The following is a 22,519-nucleotide window of genomic DNA, read 5'->3' as shown; positions in this document are numbered from 1 at the left end:
GAATGCTATTAAAATACAGATATACTGTGTTTTGATAGTAAATTTACTCATATCTGTGATTAAGAAAAAGCTTACAAGAAGTTGGGCTTTCTCAAATTTGGTAAGTTTTTGTAAGATCCATCTGTTTAACTATATTAAACTATTACATTTCTTAGAAAATCCTGAACAAGATTGGATTATTGAGGTTCAAAAGATAAAACAACTCTCTTTGTTCTGAGAGCCTATTTCTAGGTTTAGTATGAAATTAAAAGTATATAAAACTGATTATCAATATAATATGATTGAAAATTCTATTGATAATAAGTTTTATCGGACACTAATGTTATTTATTATAAAATCTCCTTCAAACTTCCAAGGTCTAATTTTTTTATTTAGTAGAATAATGTCATTATCAACTTTTAAGCATAATTTACTTTTAAACTTATACAAGTCAATATCTTTCTCAAAACAATGCCTTTTTAGAAAGTATTTTTTATTAAAACCCAAAAAATCTCGAATTTCTAATTCTAATAATTTTTTTTTAGATACATCCTCAATATAAAATTTACTTTTAAAGAATCCCTTAATAGTCAAGCATCTAAACAAAAGTTGATCATTAAAGTAAATATCTGTATCTCCATTTAAAGTTATTGCTGTATACATCATTTTCTTTTTCTTCCCGTTATTCCTATTTTTATAGAACCTTCTATGCCCAATATAGCTTTTACACCTCCATTTATATCAATAACGTGATTATTACTTCCCGCAGGTTGCCCTCCTTTAATACCTAATGACCTAATATCTCAGTAGCATTTTTATTAATCTTTACACTTAATACTTCGTCTCCTTGAGTATTTCCATCATTCCAATATATAGTTTCAGAATTTGACATTTTGTTGTAAAGCTTGTTCTCTTTATTTACATATAATTGCCACAGTAAAAGCTTTCCATTAGTTTCTGTTTTGTAATCGCCATTTTTTATAAAATACTTCTGGATATTCCCAACATAAACCCCCATTGTTCATCTTTTATTTGTACAGTATTGCTTTTATAAGAATTGGAATAAATCACCTCACCTTCAAAATTCTAAGAAAAACTTGTAAAAGAAATTAATATCAGTAAAAATTTAATTTTATTAAGCATGTCCTATTGTTTGTTAAATTGTTCATTAAACTGAGTAATCATTAATTCAGGTTTAGTTTTAGAATACTTTATCGTAACACTATCTCCTTCTAAGATATTATCATCAACATTAATTCCATCACTAACTATATAAAATTTATCACCAACCTTATACCTAACTTTTATTGAATGTCCTTTATATAAAGATTTCTTAGTGACAATACCTTTAGTAATTTCATAATCTGAATTAATAAACTTTACATCTTCATCTCTCATATCTGTTAATTTTGTTGCTGCAAAATAAATTCCAACCATTACAAGAGCTAAGGATAAGAATACTTTAATTTTATCTTTCATAATATTTTAATTAAATCCAAAGAAATTTTTTACTTTATCTGTGAATGAATTTTGTGCTGCTTTATTAACTATTTCACCAGTTGCACCTTTGGTTGCTGAATTAACCATCTGCGCTCTTACTGTATTTCCTCTAGCAACTTGAGCACCTCCTTTTGCTTTTGCAAGGTTTTCCCCTGCAATCATTGATTTAGAACCAATCATATTTCTACCACCATCTGTAACTTTATTAAATTTATTAGTTGCTTTTACAACTTCTTTTGTGGCTTTGGTTTCTGCTTTAGTTTCTGCTTTAATTCCTCCTTCAGTTAAATTACCTATTCTCTTACCTACAGCTCCTCCAACTTTTCCACTGATAACATCGGCGGCTGCATCGAAAGCTGCTTCTTTACCACTTTTCTTTCCATTGAAGATACTCTTGCCTTTTTCATTAGCAGTATAATCAAAAGAAGCTTTTACAACAACTGCCCCACCTTCAATAGCTGCTGCGGCACCTGCTCCAACTCCAGAACCAATTAGTCCTCCTTTCAAAACTTCAACTCCTACATCAGCCCAATCAACCTCACCTAATAGCTCACCTTAGTTTTGCTTTTACCACAAACTATTAAATGTGCAACAACAGTAAAGTGTTCTATATTAAAACAGCCTCAATACATTTGTAAAGAGGCTGTTGGTTTATTTATTCTATCAACACTTCAGATACATTACCAGTAATTTATCTTTTAATAAATCTAAAGTAAATTAAAACTAATATAAAGATGAACAATCCAATAAAGGAAGCAATAATACCTCTTTTTGCTATAGTCATATTCCAATTTGTAATTACTTCATTTTGTGGCGTAATAAACAACTTAGGTAATTTACCTTTATCAATTTTTGTAAAAATTTTATAAGTAATTGACACTCTATAGACATTATTAAGATAACTAATTCTCATATCATAATGTTCTCCTTTACCTCCACTATGTTTAGTTTTGTCTAAAAACACATATTCAATAGAGTTTTCTTCATTTAATACTTTATTATATATAAAATATTTATTGATTGAATATATAGTTATAATAAATAATATTATTGTAATAAAAACAATTAAATATAAATTATTTTTATTAATCCTCTTTTCGTTTTGTTTCATTTTGAACTTTACTTCCTGTTGCTTTTTAAATGGTTTTGTTAATTGCCTGATCGCTTGCATCTAACTTTTTAAATGATTTTGCGTTTTTTATCAGTTTTTCATTAGGACTCTTCCTTGAAGAAAGCTCTACAGCTTTTTTCTCAAAAACACTAGTGTTGTTAGAAGCTTGGTTAGCAACTTTCTTATATTCACCATGCTTCACTAATGATCCTAAACCTGCTTCAGCTAAAGTCCCATATAACACAGAACTTAAATCAAAATCTCCATCTTTATAAATTTCTTTTAACGATGATTCCCATGCTCCGACACCAACTTCTAATAATTTAATAATTATTTTTTGATTTCGTGGATTAGCTGCCCATTTCGCAAAATTAGTAATACCACCATCAATTGCATCTGATCCTTATTATGTGTTAAATTGAATTGATTTTTTAGATTAGAAAGAATTACAAAGTGGTTAAAATAAAAAAAGGAACCACTAAAAGTGATTCCTTTTGTCGGGGTGGCAGGATTCGAACCACTCCTCGTAAATATCTTTAAATCAACCTATTGTCTTTTTTGTAAAAAACCAACTCACCTAATAGCTCACCTTAGCAAATTAGGTTAAAATCAAATATAATGATTTTAAATGTATTAAAAAAGTACTAAAAAGTTAAATAATCATCTGTTTTTTTGATTGATGGAAGCGAATATTTTAGTAGAAATATTAGTTTTAGCTTTTGTTTATTTTTATTTTGTTTTTCAGTGTTTTGTTGTATTTGTTTTATATTATTAGTTAACTAATTTAATTTGATGTATTTTGTTATGGAATACTAAACTTGTTAAGGTGTTTTTTGGTTGTCGGGGTGTCTATTTGGCTTTAGTTAACTATTTTTATGGAGTAAAAGATTGAACTATTTTTAATTCTATCTTAGATTCAACTAATAAATGCAACAGCATTTATTAGTTGAATCTAAGTAGTAAAAATCTTATAAAAGTTAAATAAGGATAAGAATTCATAGAAATAACTGTCGTATAGTAGCTAACAAAATTAATTTTCTATTTTTGAGTTTGTAAACTATGTATAACATTAAAAAAGAAGAGTTATTTTTATGAGGCAATTGGACAAAACACCTATTGAGAGGATGGTATCACCGATACAGCGATTTATGCAACAAGAAAAATCTGGAGGGATCGTTCTAGGTATAAGTGTGATTATAGCGTTAATATTAGCAAATACATCATTTAAAGAACAGTACCATCACATATTAGAGTATAAATTTGGTTTTCAATGGGCAGGCAATAGCTTCTTTGAATATAGTATTCACCACTGGATTAATGATGGGTTAATGGCTATCTTTTTCTTTGTTGTAGGGCTAGAGTTAAAAAGAGAGATTGTAGCTGGAGAATTATCAAACCCACGTAAAGCAATGCTTCCTATTGGAGCTGCATTAGGAGGAATGATTGTTCCTGCGGGTATTTATTTTTTTCTAAATCCAAGTGGAGAGATGTCTAATGGATGGGGAATTCCGATGGCAACAGATATTGCTTTTGCCTTAGGAGTCTTGTATTTATTGGGTAGTCGTATACCCTTGACATTAAAGGTTTTCTTAACTGCATTGGCGATTGTAGATGACTTAGGAGCGGTACTTGTGATTGCATTCTTTTATACCTCTGAGATTTCTATGTTACATTTAATCATTGGTGCTGCTATTTTATTAGTGATGTATTTGGGAAATAAAATGGGAGTTAGAAATATTATGTTTTATGCAATCTTGGGTATTGGTGGAGTTTGGACAGCATTTTTGCTTTCAGGAGTACATGCGACAATTGCAGCAGTATTAGCTGCTTTTACAATTCCTGCAAATGTGAGAATTAGCGAGAAAGTATATGGCGATAAGATGCAAGGTTTGTTAGATAGGTTTAGAGGCATTGATCCCAATGATAAAATTCCGACATTAACAAACGAACAATTGCATATCTTAGAAGAGATTGAGCATACAAGTAGTGCTGCTACTCCTCCATTACAACGTTTAGAACATATGATGCATCCGATGGTAACCTATCTAATTATCCCTATATTCGCTTTAGCTAATGCTGGGGTATCTTTAGATATTGATATGGATCACTTGTTTAGTACTAATGTAGCTCTTGGTGTAGCTCTTGGCTTATTAGTAGGGAAAGTAGTTGGAGTAGTTGGATTTACAGTGCTTTTAGTGAAATTAAAAGTAGCTCCTTTCCCTGAAGGAATGAATGTGAAAAATCTATTAGGATTAGGTTTGCTAGCTTCTATTGGATTCACAATGTCTTTGTTTGTAACTTCGTTAGCATTTACTAATGAGGAGTACATGACTCAAGCGAAGATAGGTATTTTTGTAGCATCCATCATTGGTGGTGTGCTAGGCTATATGGTATTGAGTAAGTCAACGAAATAATGTTTTAAATGACTAGTAAGTTTTTTGATTACATCAATCTTCACAAAGGTGAGGAGAAGGGCGAAAAAGTCCTTGAAAATATAGTAGCAAATATTGCTTTTAAAGGATCAAATCTTTGGATTTTGGCATGTGCAATTATCATTGCGTCGATAGGGTTAAATGTAAATTCTACAGCGGTGGTAATTGGAGCTATGTTGATCTCACCATTGATGGGACCAATTGTAGGAGCTGGTTTTGCACTTGGTACCTATAACTTTTTATTACTGAAGATTTCTATTAAAAGCTTGGTTATAGCTACAATTGTAAGTTTGGTTGTATCTTCAGTTTATTTTTATTTAAGCCCATTTAAAGATGTACAATCAGAATTACTTGCTCGTACTGCACCGACGATTTATGATGTGTTGATTGCTTTTTTTGGTGGATTAGTGGGGGTGATTTCAATTACTCGAGTAGAGAAAGGAAATCCTATTCCAGGAGTAGCGATTGCTACAGCCTTAATGCCTCCTTTATGTACTGCAGGATATGGTTTAGCAACTTTTAATTTTAGTTATTTTTTAGGAGCATTTTATCTGTATATGATTAACTGTTTCTTTATTTGTATAGCGACGTTCTTAGTAATTAAATACTTGAAATATCCTACAGCGACTGCACTAGATACAAAAAAGGAGAAACGTATGCGATACGGTATTAGTTTATTGATTTTAGTGTTGATTATACCAAGTTTTTACTTGGCCTATAATCTATTCAATGAGAAGAAATTTACCAAGACTGTTGAGGAGTTTATCAATACAGAGTTTACTGCTAGAGGGGTAACAGTTATCTATAAAAAAATTAATTATAATACCTCGCCACGTAAGGTAGAGTTAGCCTTTTTGGATAAGAAATTGTCTAAAGAGAATATAGAGATGTATAATCGACTTTTACAGGAAAAAGGGATAGATAATGTAGCTTTGACCTTCAAGCAAGATGAGCAAGATATCAAGTCTGAAATCATGAAGGAAATCAATAAACAAAATAGTAACCTATCCGAGAAAGACGTTATTATTAATGATTTAAAGCGCGAGTTAGCTAAGTACAAAGTGAGCGAGCCTGGTTTGGTGAGAGAGATCGGAGTATTGTTCCCATCACTTGAACAAGTATCTTTAGGTAAAGTAGAGCGAAATCTAACCGATACAACTAGTCAAGTTGATTGGGTGTTAATGTATAAAGATAGTGTTGCACCTATAAATTCGGAGAAGATACGTATCACGAATTGGTTAAAAGCTCGATTACAAGTAGATACTGTTTTAGTAGTGAATACATACCAGCCGGCTGTATATACTAAAGAGTAGCTTAGTAATTAAAAACATCGCAAAGAGCTCCTTACTTATTTTTTTGAGTAGGGGGCTTTTTTTTTAGTAGCTCACCAAAACAATGTAACTGCTTTTAGATGGGATCACAAGCAGGATTTAGCGTTAGATTTATCAGCTAGATGTATTACAGCAGATAATGGTTTTCAACGTTGGGATTTGAATGGAAAGTATCTCTCGGGAGACAAAAAGCAGAATTTAGTTCTCATCCGGCTGTCTGATGAGTATTGGTTTTCTTGGAAACGCTTTCATCCAAATACTCAGTTCATTGATTTGTAATATATAAAAAGAACCATATTAACTTTAAGCTAATATGGTTCTTTTTTGATACTAGAATAAGTTGACTAGTAATATATTATCTTAAACGATGATTGGAATCACTACTGATAAACATTTCATTTTTCTCTTCAGATATAATTTCAAGGAATCGTTCATAGTGTTTTAATACGTCAGAAATTAGCTCATTTTTAGTAAAGATGTGAACATCATAACCTTGTCTATAATCACCAAAATAAGCTTTTGGATAAAAGGTTTTATTATCGTTAATATCAGGTAAGTTTTCTTCTGATAATAAGTAATCAGAAACCATTTTAGACTCTGTTTTGACACCGTAAATAAAGTTATTTACCAAGTCGTGTTTAATCTCAATTTCTAGTCGATAAGGACCTTCATAAGTATTGATAACAGCATCAATATTATTTTTAGCAAATTCGGTTTCTAGCTCTTTAAAGGCTTCTTTGACTGTCGTATCAATAAATTTGTGTACAGATTCTTTATCGTCAAAGGATACAATTTGTTTTAATCGCTCTTTCCATGAATCTCCTGACCACGTAACCGTTGTAGTAGAAAAGTCAGTTTCATAATATTTTTTATCGATAACTAGTGCTTTGATCAAGCTTACGATAAATAATAGCATTATAATAGAGAATGGAAGAGCTGTAATTAAGGTCATGCTTTGTAATGCACCTAATCCACCTGCGTTTAACAATAACAAAGCTAATACAGCTAGTAATACTCCCCATCCAATAGTTTGCCATTTAGGGGATATTATAGCATTCTTGGTTGATATACTGTTCATTACAAACATTCCTGAGTCTGCAGAAGTAACAAAAAATATGATGATAATTGATATAGTTAAGAAGCTAGTAATTGAACTTAGAGGTAAGTACGCTAAAAACTCAAACATCAACGCATCTGGGTTGTTAGCAATAGTACTCAATGCACCATCAGCTACATTCATATCAAACCAAATGGCACTATTCCCGAATACAGACATCCAAATAAAGTTGAATAGTGTCGGTAGTAATAATACTGCAGCAATATATTCACGAATAGTACGTCCTTTAGAGATTTTAGCAATAAACAATCCAACATATGGAGACCATGAGATCCACCATGCCCAGTATAGGATAGTCCAGTCATAAAACCAGGGTTGTGTTTTATCATTAAAGGAGTGTGTACTAAAAGTCATGGTAAAGAAGTTTGATATATAATTACCAATACCTTCTGTAAAGCTTCCAATTAAATAAACGGTAGGGCCTAAAGCGAGTACGAAAACAAGCAATACGACTACAGCAATGATATTGATACTACTTAGTAGTTTTACACCTTTGTCTAATCCACTAACAGCAGAGATAATAGATAGAGATACTAATACAGCTACAATAAGTACTTGATAGATAAAGCTGTTTTCAGGTAAAATATTTAAGGTTTGAAGTCCAGAGTTAATCTGTACAACACCAAAACCTAATGTTGTTGTAATACCAAAGAAGGTACTACACAAGGCAAATACGTCAATCATATTTCCCCATTTACCTTTTATTTTATCTTTTAAAAGAGGATAAAAACAACTTCTTAGAGATAGCGGTAAACGATATCTATAAGCAAAATAAGATAGTGCTAGACCAACAATAGCATAAATAGCCCATGCGTGTATTCCCCAGTGAAAGAAGGTGTACATCTGTGCATCTTGTGCGCGTTGTAGTGCGGTATTGTTACTGAAAACTTCATTTGAATAGTGTTGGATCGGCTCAGCAACACTGAAGTACATTAGCCCAATCCCCATACCAGCAGCGAATAACATTGATATCCATGAAAAGAAGGAATAATCGGGTTTACTATTATTTCTTCCTAAGCGAATATTACCGTATTTACTGGCCATTAAATAAATCAAGAAGATAATAAATATAGTTACAGACCATACATATATCCAATTGAGATTAACAAAGATGAATGTTTTGATTACGTTTAATAGCTCATTGGTTATCTGTGGAAAAATTGCAGCAAGTAAACTGACTCCAATAATAAAAATTAAACTTGGTAGAATAACACCTTTACTCAAGGTTGTACGTATTCTAGGAAATTTAGACATAATTTTTGTTTTTATGTATTAAAAATATAGTTTTATTGTTTTTGTTTCGAATATACGTAATATTTAGTATTTTTTGTGGTTTTATTCTGTGTTTTTCGTTGTTGAGAATTAAAAAGAAGATGTTTTTGGAGTTTTTATTTCTAGTAAACTTTCATTTTTTTAAAGGTTAAAAATTGTAGTTTTGTCTTCTATAAAGCCTCAGAAGCATATGTTTTTTTGTTGCTTTATTTTGCTATTTTAGTTAAAAAGAATGCGGCAAATAATAAGAAATTAATACAAAATTGTTTTGAATTTATCTAATCGTGATAGTAGAGTAACTTTAATTTTTCAATTAGTAATCTTTTTTATTTTCACAAAGGGTATTGCACAGCAACCAGTGAGAGTTACTATTGACTCATTATCGAAAGTGTATTCCCAGAATGTATATTCCAAACCACTTGAAGCTAGAAAGGCCGCATTTGCTTGGTTAGCTTTAAGTGAAAAGCATAACTTAGAGAAGGAAAAAGCTCGTGCTTATTATTCTTTAGGAAATTTGAATTCTATTAATGGAGATTATAAGAAGTCTATAGAATATGCATTGAAGACTATTGAATCCTTAGAGAAATTAAAAATGGAGCAAGGTTTACCTGCTGCTTATAATCTATTAGCACTTAGTTATAAGAATTTATCGTTATACTCCAAGGCAATGGAGAGCTTTATGATATGTATTGAAAAAGCTAGAGCTGTAGACGATGTACTTCAAGAGGCAAATGCGTATCAGAATGTTGCTACACTATATATACAAAAGGATGAATATGATAAGGCTATAGAGAGCTTGAAAAGAGCGAATGATTTGTATAAATCTATTGAGGATACCGATGGGGTATTGACTACATTGTTTAACTACGCAAATATTTTGAAAGAGCAGCGTAAGTTTGATCAAGCTAGGGAGCATTATATGACTGTATTAAAGTTTCGTCAAGAGGAAGGAAATAAAACAGTGGAGGCCTATGTTAAAATTAACCTTGCTCAACTATTAGTAGAACAGCATAAGTTTAAAGAGGCTATACCTCACTTGGAGAATACTTATAAGCTTCTTGAAGAGTTAAATTATGTCACTGATATGGCTATAGTATTGAATGATTTAGGAGTGTGTGAGAGTAAAGTAGGGAATACAAAGAAAGCAATTAAGTATTTTGAGAGAGCATTGAGTATTACTGAAGAACGTTCTATATTAGCCTATAATACTAACTTTTTTTTGAATTTAGGTTCCCTATATGCAGATCAAAAACAATATGAAAAAGCATATAATTATTTATATCGAAGTATAATCGATAATACAAAATTTAATAGTATTGAGAAAGAGAAGCATTTAGCAGATCTGCAACAACAATATGAAACGGAATTAAAGGAAACTAAAATAGAGTTGCTGGAGAAGGAGCAAGAATTAAAAGAAGTAGAGCTTAGAGAAGTAGAGCAAGCTGTCATTCGTCAGAAACAACTTCGTAATACTTTTATCATTGGTTTTATTTTGGTGTCAATTCTCTTTATTATTGTGATGTATTTTTATCTACAACGTTTGAAAGTGCAAAGACAACTACAGGTGGAGGTTGAGAAAAATGCGAATCACAAGATTAATGAGATGGTTAAAGATCATAAAATTTCTATGATCGAGCGCTATCAGAAAGGACAAGAGGAAGAAAGAGCTCGATTAGCACGAGAGTTACACGATGGAATAGGAAGTGATTTAGCAGGAATTAAGATTGCTTTTGAACATCATTTCTCTCAGCAAGATACGGGAGAACAAACTAAGCGTTTGCAAGAAGCAATTAACAATGCGTGTAAGGATCTGCGTTTGCTATCGCATCAATTGCATCCACTGGCTTTCTCTTCAATTGGATTTAGTAGTTTTTTGAAAGAATACGTCGATACTGTAAGTCAGAAAAATAATTTGACAATTAAAGCTTATTTTTTTCCAGAGACAGAAATTAATAAGTTGACAGATGATGTATTGGCTGGTGCATATCGCATCGTTCAAGAGTTGGTCAATAATATCGTTAAGCATGCTAAGGCTTCAAGTGCTGAGGTACAATTGACCAAACACGATGACCACCTCAATATTCTTATTCATGATAATGGCGTTGGGTTTGCCAATGTTAAGAAACAAGGGATAGGACTGCGCAATATAAGAGAGCGTTTAGAAAAACTCAAAGGAAGTATAGAAATAGATAGTAATGTTAAATATGGGACTTCCATAACAATTAATATACCTTTAAATAAATAAGTAGTGAGTAGAGTAAATATAATCATAGCAGATGATCATTTGATGTTTTTAGAGGGGTTAAACACTATATTACTTGATATGGAGGAAGTAAAACAAGTGCATTTAGCAACAGAAGGAACACAAGTATTACGTTTATTAGAGCAATTTGACATACAATTAGTCATTACCGATTTGAATATGCCCAAGATGGATGGAGTAGAGTTATTAACTAGGGTAAAGAGTAATCAATCAGATGTCAAGGTTCTAATTTTGAGTATGCTTGATAATCCTCGCGTTGTTCATAAGGTAATCCAAAAAGGAGCAGATGGTTTTGTACCTAAATTTACAAATAAGCAGGAGTTACAAGTTGCTGTAAGGGAATTAATCAATGACAAGCAATATTTCTCAGAAGTTATTAAACAGCGCTATATGGAAAGTGTATTTGATAAAAAGAAGTATCAAGATATTGAATTGACTCAACGGGAGAAAGAAGTTCTAGCACTTTTATCAGAAGAAATGACTTCTAAAGAAATTTCTGAGAAACTGTTTATATCAGTTAATACGGTGGAGACACATCGCAAGAATATCTTGTTGAAAACAGGATCTAAGACAACTACGGGAGCGGTAAAGTTTGCTATTGAATCAGGACTATTTGATTAGTGAATAATTAAAAGGTATACTTTATTGCTAATAGTGGTTTAATCTCTTCTACAATAGAAATAAACGAATTTGGTTCAGTAATCGGTACGATTTCTCGATGAGTGACTACTTTGTTGGTAAGATTAATCGTTTCTAATAAAACAGCTGTTACAGGAGTCTTGTGATAGCTGTTTTTTTCTTGTTCTACTTCTTTTGTATCGATTAACAGATGTACCCACACAGCTTTAGTGAAACAAGCTGTATCTACATATAATAAAGAAAAATCATGGGAACTGTAGAGGTGGTCTAATCCCGCTAAATAATCCATACGCTTCGGCAGCAATTTTTCTTGTAAAGTTTTGAAATAATTAGTTTCTTGTTTTAGTAAGCATTCTTTGACCTGCCATGAGTCCTCTATGCTATGTATAACAATCATAAAAATATCCTCATTATAGGTTGGAAGATGGATAGTAATTGTGAAAATACTATTGATTTTTAGTGCGTCCTTTTGTTGATTTAGTAAGTATAAGAGTTTTTTAGTTTTCGTTTTCAGCTCATTGGGATTTGGGTTAAAAAGATATGTCATGGTTAATGAATCATAACTAATGTCAATACGACAATCTAAATCAATCATTTTTAGTTTTATATCTTCTTTGGTATAGTAGTCAGATAAGGCATCTTGGTATTGTTCTTTTACTGGTTTAGCATAGGAAACACCTTGTTCAATTCTGTTTTCATTTTTTAAAATCTTGGCGTCAAAGAATAAAACCCATCTTACTTGTGCTAATTGATGATCGTAGATAATAACCGAAAACATATTGGGATTCATATTAGAGGCATTAAAAAAGCGTCTAATTTCAACTGCTTTTAATTGACCCTTGAATTCATGTTCAAGATATTCTTGTATTAAACGATTTGCTTTTTTCTTTCTCATACCTCCCATAATGAGAGATAGATTATTTACAGCTAGTGTTAGTGATAGAAAACAAAACCCAATTATTAAAAGTGTTTTTAGCATTTTTTGTAAAGTTTGAATACAAGGTAAGATACTTTTGGAAATTTTCATATCACGGAATTCCGTGATAAGCGCAATTACCGAATTTAGGTCTATGAAACCAATAGCAAAGATAAGACCTTTGAAATGTTAATAATAGTAATAATATAAATCATGGGATTACAAGAAAAAAGAGCTTATACAGCAATAGAAGAGCAGTACGTAACTGAGTATCAAAAAGAATTGAACGCAATTGTAGGTAAAGAACTACCTATCCAAATCAACTGGGATACTTTCGAATTAGAGCATATTAAGTTTGTGCCAAGTGTATGTTTACAACGCTTAATGGATGCAATGAAAGAAGTGTGTAAAGATAATTTTGGGAAAGAAGCAGTACAAGAGTCAATGGATAAAATTGAAGTAAACTGTATTGTAAATGAAGGAGCTGAAGAAAATAAAAAATTAGACCTTTCTGGAAAAACTTTAACAATGACAGCTTGCTGGGGAGGACATCATAGTGGTTTCTTTACTGATTTAGTGATTAGAGAGTATTTAGAAAGCAAGTTATAAGGATATAAGGATTCTTTTTATAAAATTTTTAGTCTGACTTTTAATTTTTGATTTAGTTAATATCAACTAGATAGATAATAAAGGGGGATCATAATTAGATGAGTCTCCCTTTTTATTTTTTAATCATCGTGAACTAAGTCAGTAATAACCTAGTGACTAATTATATCTATAGAAGTATTTAATTAGTTTACAACTATAATTTAGAAGTATGAGTATAGAAAATTTTCCAAAGCTATTAGAAAGTATATTGCGTAAAAAAGGAGCGACGACAGAAGATATTGAGGCATTAGCAGATGCTGGAATTCAATCTAAAGAGGATTTCGTTATGATTGGTGATACGCGAACTTTGATAGAAGTTACAGCTATGGATATCGAAATAGCACATGTAATTATGCAGTGGGCTTTAGGTACACAAGCAGCAAGCTTGGCAGTTGCTGAAACCGTGGTAAAGCAAGAGGCAGTAATCGTAGAGAGTGCAGATGTTGTAAAATGTGCACATTGTCAAGCTAAGCAGCCGAAGGATTATAAAGTTGGTGATTTGTGTTTGTCTTGTGGACTTCAAGCAGAACCAGTTCACAATTGTTATTGGTGTTTGAGTACAGGACCAGGTCAGTTTTGCCGTTCTTGTGGAGCTGAGTTTGTCGCTTCTTCCGATTATGAGGTAGCTTTACAATTAAAGTTGGAAGGTGAATCGAAGTCAGCTATCGGTAAGTTAGTTAAAGAAATGACAGCAGTTCAAAAAGAAAATATTTGGGCAAAAATTAGAAAAGGTAGATAGAAAAATAGTTCGTATAGTATGGCAGTTATCACTTATTGTGAATCGTGCTCTACGCCACAACCGGGCGATTATCAGCCAGGGGATATATGTGTGGCTTGTGCGGGTAGCGTTCGTGTAGATGTACGCTGTGGATGGTGTGCTTCTCTTACTCCTGCTCAGGGGAATTTTTGTAGAGGATGTGGAAGTAAGGTAGTAGAAGAAAAACACTTTGGAGTAGCAAGAATTTTAAAGAGTTTAGGATATAATCAGGAGCAAATACCTGAAAAAATAAAACAGCTTTCTGAGGCAGAAATTACAAAGTATAAGGATGAGTTTTATAAAAACTATCGAGTTATACAGTATGCAAAGCAACAGTTGCAGTTGTTAGAACCCTATTTGTTATTACCTATAAATGAGGCTGTAATAGCTATGGAAACGGATCTTCTAAATTTTATTCCATATTCAAAGCAGATACTAGAAGAGTATGAAGATTTGCTAGCTGAGCCAGCTTCACTGGATTCTTTGTTAAAAGAGGAAACTTACGGTATCCATCGTATTGTTAGACAGTTAGTAAATCTAGTTCAGTTAAAACAATATCCCCTCAATGAGCAGGTCAATAGAAATATTCATTTGAAATGGGCAGATTTGACTACTGTGTTTGAATATGAATTTGTTCGTATAGAAGGCTTTTTATGGTTTGCTCATCCTAATAGTTTCCTTGGAAATTTTAAAGTGGACGAAGCCTTTGAACATCTTGAGCAAAGTTCACCAGAAAAAGATTTAGTTGAAGTTTTCGATAAATTAACTGATCGTATAAAAGGTATAAATAGACTTAAACCTTATTTAGATGTAGCTCGTCTTCATTTATATTCTTTTTTAAATCAAATAGAAGAAGAGGAGCCGACTCGTCTTTTTGATGTGATACCAGCTTATACAGCGCATACGGATTATGATCTAGCTATGAGTAGTGCACTAATCGTTGATGATCAAGATAGTTTGGCTTCATTGACAGCTAAGAATAAAGGTGCAGCAACTACAGGGTATCACTATTTGCTTTATTATGGAGAGGAGCACTTGATGCTTCAAAGCTTAAAAGAGAGTGGTTTAAATTATTATCAACTTAATGGTTTACTGCAATTTGTTGAGTATAATAAGTATTTACAAGATCAAGGAAATACAGATGTATATACGAGGCAAATAGTTGTAAATGAAGCCATCGGTTTATTGCTTCAAAAGTTTAATTCGCATTTTGTATTCGAGCGTCATACAGATACTTTTTCTGACAATGAAATACGCTTATGGGTGGATTTTATTAGTCTTTATGATCATCAGGAAGTAGAATTGGATTACTCAGGCTTTGTAAGCTTATTGATTAGCCGTAATCTTCGTCATTCTCTAATTCAATTATTAGAAGAGGCGCCAGCGCATTTAGTGTTTACAGATGAGCTTGCCAAGGAGTTATATCTTATAGGTAATGAATTTGACAATACTTTAGACGGGTTTAATCTTATTGCAGGCTGGAACAAAGTCTGTGAGTTGGAATACTTCCCTAGTGTAGATGCGGTAGATCGCATGCTTATTTTTATAGGTGATAATTATAAAAATTATACAAGTAGTGAGGAAGAGAATGGCATACGTTTAATGGTTGTTGATGTATTAAGCATATTGGTTCAAAAGAGTCCGAGACATTCTTTTAAAGTAGCTGCTAAGCTTATAGAGCTGTTGCTGATTAATGAAGACACGTCAAATACATGGTTGCCTAACGAGGAGCTTAAAAATAGTGTTTTAAATAGTCATTATTGTGTTCGTTTGGACAATGGTTCTTTTGAGAGAAGACCTTTTGCCACAACAGATGTTTTTATTAATGATTTTTTTAATGGAGAGTGGAGTGAATTTATAGCTGCGTTAAATGCTAGTTTGAGTATTGGTAACCGCTATGACTCCTCACCTTATAATATCTTCCTACTTTGGATTTGTGAATCAGGTAATCACTTCGCAGATGTGTTAAAGGCAGATATGACTTTAACAAATACTATTTCTGATGTGTTAATCGAGAGTCTTGTCGTGTTAGATCAAGGACAGGAACTGTTAGGTCTTTATGATAGTTATAAACAATACCCTTTATTGGAAGTACTTTGTGATAGTCAATGGAACTATCAACAAGCGTATTATTATAGTCGTCGCCCAGCTAATCTACCCATAGCATTGGAGTATAAAATGCATGCAGCACTTGTGTCGTGGCTATCTGTTGATATAGAGGAAAAGTTGTTGTCTGAGTTGTTTCAAAAAAATATCATTGTTCAGTTTCAACAAAAGCCAAGTGGACAATTGCCTCTATGTTTCTTGACACTATGGTTTATCTATAGCGATCGAGTAGTTTTTAAACCTTTTGTAAATCAGTTAGTTGAGTTGATTTTTGAAAATATTGAAATAGGCCCTTATGAATACAAGTTGCCTAGGTTATTAACGGCAAAAGGCGTAAATCAAGAAATGGAAGGACGAGAAATAGTCCAAACTGTTTTTCACAATACTGATCAGTGGTTAAATTGGTTAGATAATCGCACAGCTACGGGAAGTTTAAGTGAACCTATTCATCAATTTATGTTGTTGGTGTTACTTGATTTTGGAAGTGATTTAGAGGCGTTTATTCAAGCGCCACGAATTACATTCGAAGATTTAGAGATACCTACTGAAGAGCAACATAAAAGTAATAGAAGTATTCTATTTGGCTATTTAAAAAAAATGGTAGCTACATTAGATACAATCGAGGAAGTTAAATTTAAGTCGTTATACGCCAAGAAGATATTAAAGATTGTAGAAGACTTCTATTATGAGGATAATTTAGAAGATTGTATTGATATCGTAACCTTAGTGAATGATAGTTGCCATGATTTAAATGATGAGTGTGATCAAGTGGAGATTACCTTACGCATTGATAAATCAACAATAAATTGGTTTACCTTACATACTGGGTATATGGCATTGGAAGATTATTTGCTAAGTGAAGGAGAGCATGAGCGTTGGGTGGGCAAACTATTAAAAGACTATAGAAAAGATGCCTTCAGGGTAATGAAAAGTGATGAGCTGACTTCAGAGCAAGTTAGTGTTTTAGCAGATTTATTACTGCGATGTCTAGGTAAGGAACATTGGATGGTTGATATAAGTTATCAAACAGAAAAGGTCTTTAGATTGGTTGTAGATAATCTTGGCGATATGCTAGAAGAACTTCCTCCTGAGAAATTTGATCCTGAATTTGTTATTTATATTGACAATTTTATTCAAAAAAACAGTTATTGGTCAAATTACTTAGATCGTTTACAGGTGGCTGTTAGAGAGTTGAAGAAGTATCATTTTGAAGAAGTAGAGAAGCAAGAAGACTCGTTTTATGGTGATCAGCAGCAAGAGCAAATAGATGAGATCGCTAATCAAGCAATAGTAGATGAAGACGAACAGTACTTTTCTGATGAGGAACAACAAGGAGTAACTACAGTGTTGTCAGATGTGGAAATAGCAGGGCTAATGATGAGTTTTTCGATTGACAAAGAAAATTTACTAATGATTAGTTATCACTTTAATGATTACACTCGTAGCGCTATTGATAATCCAATTGTCTTTTCTCCGATATTGACCAATATGGTTGGTGTGAAGGAGTTCTTGGCTGCTAATGTTGATCAAACTATAGCGTTTTATCAAAAACTATATCTAATTGTATTAGATCCACAGACAGCCCCATCAGGTACTTATCCTTTGATAGGTGCGATGGCTCGCATGGTATTTGCTCAATTGTTACATGGTACGATGTATAGTGGAGCTTATGCTATAGGAATAGAAGCAATGGTTCAATCTGGTGTTTATACAGCCGATTATTCTCAAGCATTAAGTGTATTAGTGAATCAATTAAAAGTGTAATTATGAGTGAATGTATAGCATTAGGTAGTTTTCTTGATAATCCAAAATCTATTTCTAATGGTTTATTGTTGTATTATTTTCAAGATGTTTTATTAGACACGCCTTTCGGTTTAGATCCAAATAATGAAGAACATGTTTATGATATGCGAAGGTTTATGCAAATGCATCAAATCAAGAATAGTAAGTCGTTTCGTGTTTTCTTACATAATTTAAAAAAAGGTGAGTATTTTCATGCTAATGTAAAAGATATTATTGAAGAGATATATCACTTTGATGAGGTTGCTTTTGAAAAGCACCTAGAGCAACTAGAAGGCGCTTACTTGAAAAATAGATATCGTTTATTATATCCACAACGCTATGCTATTGTAGGTTATGGTATTTTAGGATTTAATTATGCGCTCTATAGTTTAGTTTGTAGAATAGGTGGGGTAGTGGGATATATAACAGAGAAGGAAGTTTATACTAGACATTGTGAGTTATCGGAATTCATTTCGCGTGTATTTGTAAATGGAAGAGAACTACAGGAAAATATCATGTTGGGAATTCAATTTTATGAAGCTTCTTTACAAGCAAACCCTACTAGCTTTTCTCGAAAAGGAAATTATTGGAATATAGTACGCGAGTTACAAAATGATCAGCTAAATAGTAATCCTAGTTAAAAGTAAAAAGAGAAATGAATTTTAAAGAGTTAGTTACTTTTATTGCTCAGAGTATTAATGAAAGAGATTATCAATCCTGTGAACAAGCGTTGATTGAAGGATATGAATATCTTCATCAAGAAGAGAAATCACCAGTAGAAAGCGTAGAGGAAGTTTCTTTTTATCGTTTTTATATTGAGTTTTTTACCCGATTTATTGGTTCGGATAATTTCGACTATGATAAAGTAATGCTGGCCCTTTCTGTTTTAGAGTATTATGGAGCAGAACAACTGAGAGAGTTTGAGCTTATTGGAGGGTTAGAGCAATATTGTGATATTGCATTTTATGAGCGAGCATTAGATTATCATCCTAATAGCTTAGCTCTGCTTTTAGGATACGCTAATAAGATGGAAGAGATACAAAAGTATGATGTAGCCATTGGGTGCTTACATCATGCTTTATCTGTTTATCCAGAAGCAAATAATCTTCGTCTTCGCTTATGGGATTTACAGGTGAATTATAGTAAACAACTATTAAGTAAAGAAATTCTTGAAGAAGGAGAAATTGATATTTTAGTAGATTATGCTGTGCAGACACAAGTACATAGCGTCATAGAAGATTTACTTAATCAAAGTCGTTTTAATTTATCTGATAAGCAAGTAAATGAATTATCAATAGCGCAGTATGTTGCTAAAGACATTTTTGATTTAGAGGAGTGTGTCACTTTATGGGAACAAAAGTGGAGTAAGACATTATTGAGTGCTCAAGCGGGAATATACCTAGTTGATTGTTTTTATAGCTGTGGTATGTTAGTACAGGTGGCGGAAGTTATGGAAGTAATAGCTTTTAAAGAAGTAATACCTGTTGATATGCGAGAGTTGACAGAACAATACGTTGAAGATTTTTTTAAATCTTATAGTTGTGAAGACAGAGAGTTAGTTGTGAATTATTATAACTATAAAGCACTTTATCACAAGCATCAATATGAATTAGATCTAGCCTTGAAATATGTCAATGTAGCTAAGGTAGTTGTAGAAGAACACCCTAGTATCTTATTAACAGAAGGAAGTATTTTGACCATGATGCGAAATCCTGAAGATGAGACAGCATTAGGCGTCTTGATAGAGGCCGCATATAAAGGAGCCAGTTTGCCTAACTATCTCTTAGAAATGGCTCACTATTATGACATGTTGGGAAGCTATCATGATGTTCTTAGTTTAGTGAATACCTATCATACTTATTCGCTCCCTACAGGGGAATCTTTATATCTTCAAGGAAAAGGAAACTTTGGTTTAGGTCAATACCGTCAAGCCTTAAAACCATTAGAAGTAGCAATGAAATTAAAAGAAGATAGCCCTTATCGATTGAGTATTAACTTTCTTATTATGACCTTGTGTAGGTACTTGAACGATACACCTAAGTTTGTAGAAGCTTTACAATATAGACTTTCTTGTTTCCATGTTTCAAGACCAGAACATTGGGAGACGCGTAATTATTATGTAGTATTCCTTTATGAAATGAAAGCATATGAGCAGTGTGCTAAATTAATTGTTCAATTGCATCAGATTAATCAATTATCTAAAAGTAATGAGGCTATCTTGTATTACTTGGTGGATGCTGAGTATTTAAGCAGTTCTGAGATGCAACTACCTAAGGTTACAGAGGCAATGATTGTTCAAGATCCACAGGATATAGAAGACTATCGTTCGAATGCACTATATTATTGGATTATGGGTAATAATTTAGAATCGGCTAAGGCTTTCGAAGCAGCAGCTGATTTTAGCTATGAAAAAGGTTTTTATCTAGCCAGAGCTTATTGGCGTACAACTTATGATGAGTCCTTATATGAGTATTCATTAGCTTTAATAGAAAGGTTAAAAAAAGAAGACGTAACAAGTGTAGATTATCAAATGTTGTATTGGGAACAAAATATATACTTTAGAAATGATCTAGCCCAGCCAGCCTATGATAGCTTTAAAGAGTTAATTACCAAGTTTCCCGTTACCTCAATGCGCAAAGATAGCAGTGTTAGTCATTATGCAATACGACAAAAAATAAATACAGAAAAATTGGGTAATCAGTCAGAATGTAACCGATACCTTAGTATGTATACTAGTGTATTCCGAGAGAAATAAACAATTTCACTATTGTAGAACGTCCGCTGATAAAAAATAAATTATTTTTGTTTCACTTAGTTAGTGATTAATGATGAAACACTTATATTTTGGAACTGTCTCCATTGATATTACGACAGACTTCTCTAATCTAGACCAACAGTATAGTGGCTTTTTTAAAATTTTATTCTTGAAAGCAGGGAGCCAAATACAAATTGATTTTACCAATTATACTTGTGAACAAGATGCATTCTTTTTTTTTAATGAAGAACATGCCTTTCAAATTCTAGATCAATCAAAGGGAAAATTAATCTATTTTCACGCTGATTTTTATTGTGTAGAAATTCACGATCAGGAATTAGCATGTGACGGAATTTTGTATAGTAATGTATTAACAACTCCCTATGTCTATTTAAAACAAGAACAAAATGAGGTATTGTGCAATCATATTCTTGAAATTGAAAGAGAAAAAGATTTAGCAGATAGTTGGAGTGAAGAGAAAATTAGAATATTGATAAAATATATTATTATTGAGGCAACTAGGACTTGGGTAAAACGAGAAAATAACAATACGGGAGTATTATCTGAACACCAAGAATTTTCAAGAAAATTTAGTCAATTAGTTGATCGGAGCTATATGAATTTACATAAGGTAGGTGATTATGCAGCACTTCTAAATGTGACTACTAATGTTCTAAATAAGCGGATAACTAAAGGCTGTGGTATTTCTCCAAGTTGCGTGATTGTTAATCGTCTTATACTACAGGCAAAGCGCTTGTTGGCTTATACTGATTTAAGTGTAAAAGAAATTGCCTTCTCTTTAGGATATGAAGATGTGTCTTATTTCAATAGATATTTCAAGATTCAAACTAGTTATACTCCCTTAGCTTTTAGACGTAATCAAGAACTGTCCAAGCGACCTTATTGAGCTACTATTATAGTATGGAGAGAATGTCCTATAATTGAGGCGTTTTCTCCATTGAGGAAAATGAGTATTACTTATACTTTTGTAGAATTAAAATGGCACTACTTTTTGTGTACAAGGATTTTAATTAACTAAAGTAATATTATGAAAGTATCAATTAAGGCAATCTGGCGAGATGATTTAAAACAAGGAAAAGGGAATTATGTGTCTGATAATCAGTTGTTGAATCAGATGAATTACTCATTTTTAAAGCAAAAGGATTATGCTGTAACACTACCAGAAGAAATGATAGCAGCGGCTTATTCTGCTTGTTTCAATATGACACTTACCCTGTTATTAACTCAAGCATCGTATAAGATAGAGGAGTTAGAAACTAATTGCGAAATCACCTACAACAATGAGGTTATCGTACAAGCTGATTTGGAAATTATGGCAGTCATTTCAGGATTAGATAATACTATTTTTCAGCAAGTAGTAGCGCAAGCAAAACAAATGTGTCCAATTGGAAACAGTTTTAATTTTCCTACAATTTACAGAGCATTACTGAAATAGTCATGTTTGTTATTTTCAACACCAAAACAGATATAATAGCATGAAAGATGGACGTAATAAGCAAGTGAAGTTCGGCAATGAAATAGGAGCTGAACAAATTCAATATTATACAAGTACTATAATAGACGCTTTTTTGCAACGTAATTATTTTTCTACCCAATTAAATGAATGTCAGCTTTTTATTGAAGTTCAACCCAGCGGGATGGGGTGGGAATCTTTACTTATAACCTTTGAAACAGTAGGGATATTCTTAACTGCTGAAACAGTAGGGATAAACGGTTACTCAACTAGTAAACGAATGGGGTATAGCGTTGATATTGGGATTGTTGTAGATCAATATTGGCCAAAAACTAAGGTGCTAGAATTGGTTGAGATTATAGATTTAGGGGTGAATTATTCAGATAACCCAAAGGTGTTAACTATGATTGAGGGACTAATAAAAAAACTAAATTAAT

19 protein-coding genes and 1 pseudogene are annotated in these 22,519 nt (G+C 32.4%); 13 read left to right on the top strand and 7 right to left on the bottom strand.

The features are described from left to right. Nucleotides 1–306 precede the first annotated feature (306 nt). The 5 genes from BMX53_RS17640 to BMX53_RS17620 all read right to left on the bottom strand — a co-directional run bounded on the left by BMX53_RS17640 (nt 307) and on the right by BMX53_RS17620 (nt 2,650). Entirely contained in the window at nt 307–645 is a 339-nt protein-coding gene (locus BMX53_RS17640) for a hypothetical protein (RefSeq protein ID WP_074748157.1), read from the bottom strand. Between the two features lie 121 nt (nt 646–766). Beyond that, complete coding sequence (locus BMX53_RS17635; RefSeq protein ID WP_074748154.1) at nt 767–997, bottom strand: hypothetical protein; 231 nt, start codon at nt 995–997, stop codon at nt 767–769. A 128-nt stretch (nt 998–1,125) separates the two neighbouring features. Continuing rightward, nucleotides 1,126–1,458: a hypothetical protein gene (locus BMX53_RS17630; protein ID WP_074748151.1), complete on the bottom strand. Its 333-nt coding sequence runs from the start codon at nt 1,456–1,458 to the stop codon at nt 1,126–1,128. Between the two features lie 6 nt (nt 1,459–1,464). Continuing rightward, on the bottom strand, nt 1,465–1,986 hold the full coding sequence (locus BMX53_RS17625; RefSeq protein ID WP_074748148.1) for a hypothetical protein: 522 nt from the start codon (nt 1,984–1,986) through the stop codon (nt 1,465–1,467). 184 nt (nt 1,987–2,170) lie between these two features. Beyond that, nucleotides 2,171–2,650 carry a hypothetical protein gene (locus tag BMX53_RS17620; RefSeq protein WP_143061452.1) on the bottom strand — a complete coding sequence of 160 codons (480 nt, stop codon included), beginning with the start codon at nt 2,648–2,650 and terminating at the stop codon, nt 2,171–2,173. 1,031 nt (nt 2,651–3,681) lie between these two features. Between BMX53_RS17620 and nhaA the strand changes: the two genes are divergently transcribed. From nhaA to BMX53_RS19460, 3 genes and pseudogenes are all read left to right on the top strand, one after another. Further along, nucleotides 3,682–5,004, top strand: coding sequence for a Na+/H+ antiporter NhaA (nhaA, locus tag BMX53_RS17610; protein WP_006266538.1), 1,323 nt, complete (start codon nt 3,682–3,684; stop codon nt 5,002–5,004). Between the two features lie 8 nt (nt 5,005–5,012). Then, complete coding sequence (locus BMX53_RS17605) at nt 5,013–6,335, top strand: DUF389 domain-containing protein (RefSeq protein WP_006266539.1); 1,323 nt, start codon at nt 5,013–5,015, stop codon at nt 6,333–6,335. 108 nt (nt 6,336–6,443) lie between these two features. Further along, nucleotides 6,444–6,632 (top strand): annotated as a pseudogene (locus BMX53_RS19460) (DUF3179 domain-containing (seleno)protein); the annotation flags it as partial. 76 nt (nt 6,633–6,708) lie between these two features. On the opposite strand, the gene BMX53_RS17595 reads toward BMX53_RS19460, so the two are convergent. Then, complete coding sequence (locus BMX53_RS17595; protein WP_059051424.1) at nt 6,709–8,724, bottom strand: BCCT family transporter; 2,016 nt, start codon at nt 8,722–8,724, stop codon at nt 6,709–6,711. A gap of 286 nt (nt 8,725–9,010) precedes the next feature. On the opposite strand from BMX53_RS17595, the gene BMX53_RS17590 reads away from it, so the two are divergent. Beyond that, complete coding sequence (locus BMX53_RS17590) at nt 9,011–10,987, top strand: tetratricopeptide repeat-containing sensor histidine kinase (RefSeq protein WP_006266541.1); 1,977 nt, start codon at nt 9,011–9,013, stop codon at nt 10,985–10,987. Nucleotides 10,988–10,990: 3 nt separating this feature from the next. After that, entirely contained in the window at nt 10,991–11,626 is a 636-nt protein-coding gene (locus BMX53_RS17585) for a response regulator transcription factor (RefSeq protein ID WP_006266543.1), read from the top strand. 7 nt (nt 11,627–11,633) lie between these two features. Here the strand turns inward: BMX53_RS17585 and BMX53_RS17580 are convergent, their stop codons facing one another. Next, nucleotides 11,634–12,671, bottom strand: coding sequence for a hypothetical protein (locus BMX53_RS17580; protein ID WP_244154541.1), 1,038 nt, complete (start codon nt 12,669–12,671; stop codon nt 11,634–11,636). Nucleotides 12,672–12,773: 102 nt separating this feature from the next. On the opposite strand from BMX53_RS17580, the gene BMX53_RS17575 reads away from it, so the two are divergent. The 8 genes from BMX53_RS17575 (at nt 12,774) to BMX53_RS17540 (ending at nt 22,518) form a co-directional block, all read left to right on the top strand. Then, nucleotides 12,774–13,169, top strand: a complete 396-nt coding sequence (locus tag BMX53_RS17575; protein ID WP_006266545.1) for a hypothetical protein — start codon at nt 12,774–12,776, stop codon at nt 13,167–13,169. Between the two features lie 208 nt (nt 13,170–13,377). Next, nucleotides 13,378–13,947, top strand: coding sequence for a hypothetical protein (locus BMX53_RS17570; protein ID WP_006266546.1), 570 nt, complete (start codon nt 13,378–13,380; stop codon nt 13,945–13,947). Between the two features lie 18 nt (nt 13,948–13,965). Next, a complete protein-coding gene (locus BMX53_RS17565; RefSeq protein ID WP_074748139.1) occupies nt 13,966–17,835 on the top strand; it encodes a hypothetical protein in 3,870 nt (1,289 codons plus the stop codon). 2 nt (nt 17,836–17,837) lie between these two features. Then, a complete protein-coding gene (locus BMX53_RS17560) occupies nt 17,838–18,494 on the top strand; it encodes a DUF1266 domain-containing protein (protein ID WP_059051417.1) in 657 nt (218 codons plus the stop codon). A gap of 14 nt (nt 18,495–18,508) precedes the next feature. Then, the gene (locus tag BMX53_RS17555; RefSeq protein WP_074748137.1) at nt 18,509–20,608 is read left to right on the top strand and encodes a hypothetical protein; all 2,100 of its coding nucleotides are present in this window, start codon (nt 18,509–18,511) and stop codon (nt 20,606–20,608) included. A 70-nt stretch (nt 20,609–20,678) separates the two neighbouring features. Further along, nucleotides 20,679–21,515: a helix-turn-helix domain-containing protein gene (locus tag BMX53_RS17550; RefSeq protein WP_074748134.1), complete on the top strand. Its 837-nt coding sequence runs from the start codon at nt 20,679–20,681 to the stop codon at nt 21,513–21,515. A gap of 141 nt (nt 21,516–21,656) precedes the next feature. Then, nucleotides 21,657–22,064, top strand: a complete 408-nt coding sequence (locus BMX53_RS17545; protein WP_059051413.1) for an OsmC family peroxiredoxin — start codon at nt 21,657–21,659, stop codon at nt 22,062–22,064. 40 nt (nt 22,065–22,104) lie between these two features. Beyond that, nucleotides 22,105–22,518, top strand: coding sequence for a hypothetical protein (locus BMX53_RS17540; RefSeq protein ID WP_059051411.1), 414 nt, complete (start codon nt 22,105–22,107; stop codon nt 22,516–22,518). The last annotated feature ends 1 nt before the right edge of the window (nt 22,519 follow it).

The organism is Myroides marinus, from assembly GCF_900109075.1.
Taxonomy (GTDB): Bacteria; Bacteroidota; Bacteroidia; order Flavobacteriales; family Flavobacteriaceae; genus Flavobacterium; species Flavobacterium marinum_A.
The sequence above is the reverse complement of the archived record's forward strand: the minus strand, read 5'-3'. Positions and strand labels throughout refer to the sequence as shown.

Bases quoted from the DNA above. Each gene is read 5' to 3' on its own strand.
- BMX53_RS17640 (WP_074748157.1), bottom strand. From the start codon at position 645: ATGATGTATACAGCAATAACTTTAAATGGAGATACAGATATTTACTTT.
- BMX53_RS17635 (WP_074748154.1), bottom strand. From the start codon at position 997: ATGGGGGTTTATGTTGGGAATATCCAGAAGTATTTTATAAAAAATGGC.
- BMX53_RS17630 (WP_074748151.1), bottom strand. From the start codon at position 1,458: ATGAAAGATAAAATTAAAGTATTCTTATCCTTAGCTCTTGTAATGGTT.
- BMX53_RS17620 (WP_143061452.1), bottom strand. From the start codon at position 2,650: ATGCAAGCGATCAGGCAATTAACAAAACCATTTAAAAAGCAACAGGAA.
- nhaA (WP_006266538.1), top strand. From the start codon at position 3,682: ATGAGGCAATTGGACAAAACACCTATTGAGAGGATGGTATCACCGATA.
- BMX53_RS17605 (WP_006266539.1), top strand. From the start codon at position 5,013: ATGACTAGTAAGTTTTTTGATTACATCAATCTTCACAAAGGTGAGGAG.
- BMX53_RS17595 (WP_059051424.1), bottom strand. From the start codon at position 8,724: ATGTCTAAATTTCCTAGAATACGTACAACCTTGAGTAAAGGTGTTATT.
- BMX53_RS17580 (WP_244154541.1), bottom strand. From the start codon at position 12,671: ATGAAAATTTCCAAAAGTATCTTACCTTGTATTCAAACTTTACAAAAA.
- BMX53_RS17575 (WP_006266545.1), top strand. From the start codon at position 12,774: ATGGGATTACAAGAAAAAAGAGCTTATACAGCAATAGAAGAGCAGTAC.
- BMX53_RS17570 (WP_006266546.1), top strand. From the start codon at position 13,378: ATGAGTATAGAAAATTTTCCAAAGCTATTAGAAAGTATATTGCGTAAA.
- BMX53_RS17565 (WP_074748139.1), top strand. From the start codon at position 13,966: ATGGCAGTTATCACTTATTGTGAATCGTGCTCTACGCCACAACCGGGC.
- BMX53_RS17560 (WP_059051417.1), top strand. From the start codon at position 17,838: ATGAGTGAATGTATAGCATTAGGTAGTTTTCTTGATAATCCAAAATCT.
- BMX53_RS17555 (WP_074748137.1), top strand. From the start codon at position 18,509: ATGAATTTTAAAGAGTTAGTTACTTTTATTGCTCAGAGTATTAATGAA.
- BMX53_RS17550 (WP_074748134.1), top strand. From the start codon at position 20,679: ATGATGAAACACTTATATTTTGGAACTGTCTCCATTGATATTACGACA.
- BMX53_RS17545 (WP_059051413.1), top strand. From the start codon at position 21,657: ATGAAAGTATCAATTAAGGCAATCTGGCGAGATGATTTAAAACAAGGA.
- BMX53_RS17540 (WP_059051411.1), top strand. From the start codon at position 22,105: ATGAAAGATGGACGTAATAAGCAAGTGAAGTTCGGCAATGAAATAGGA.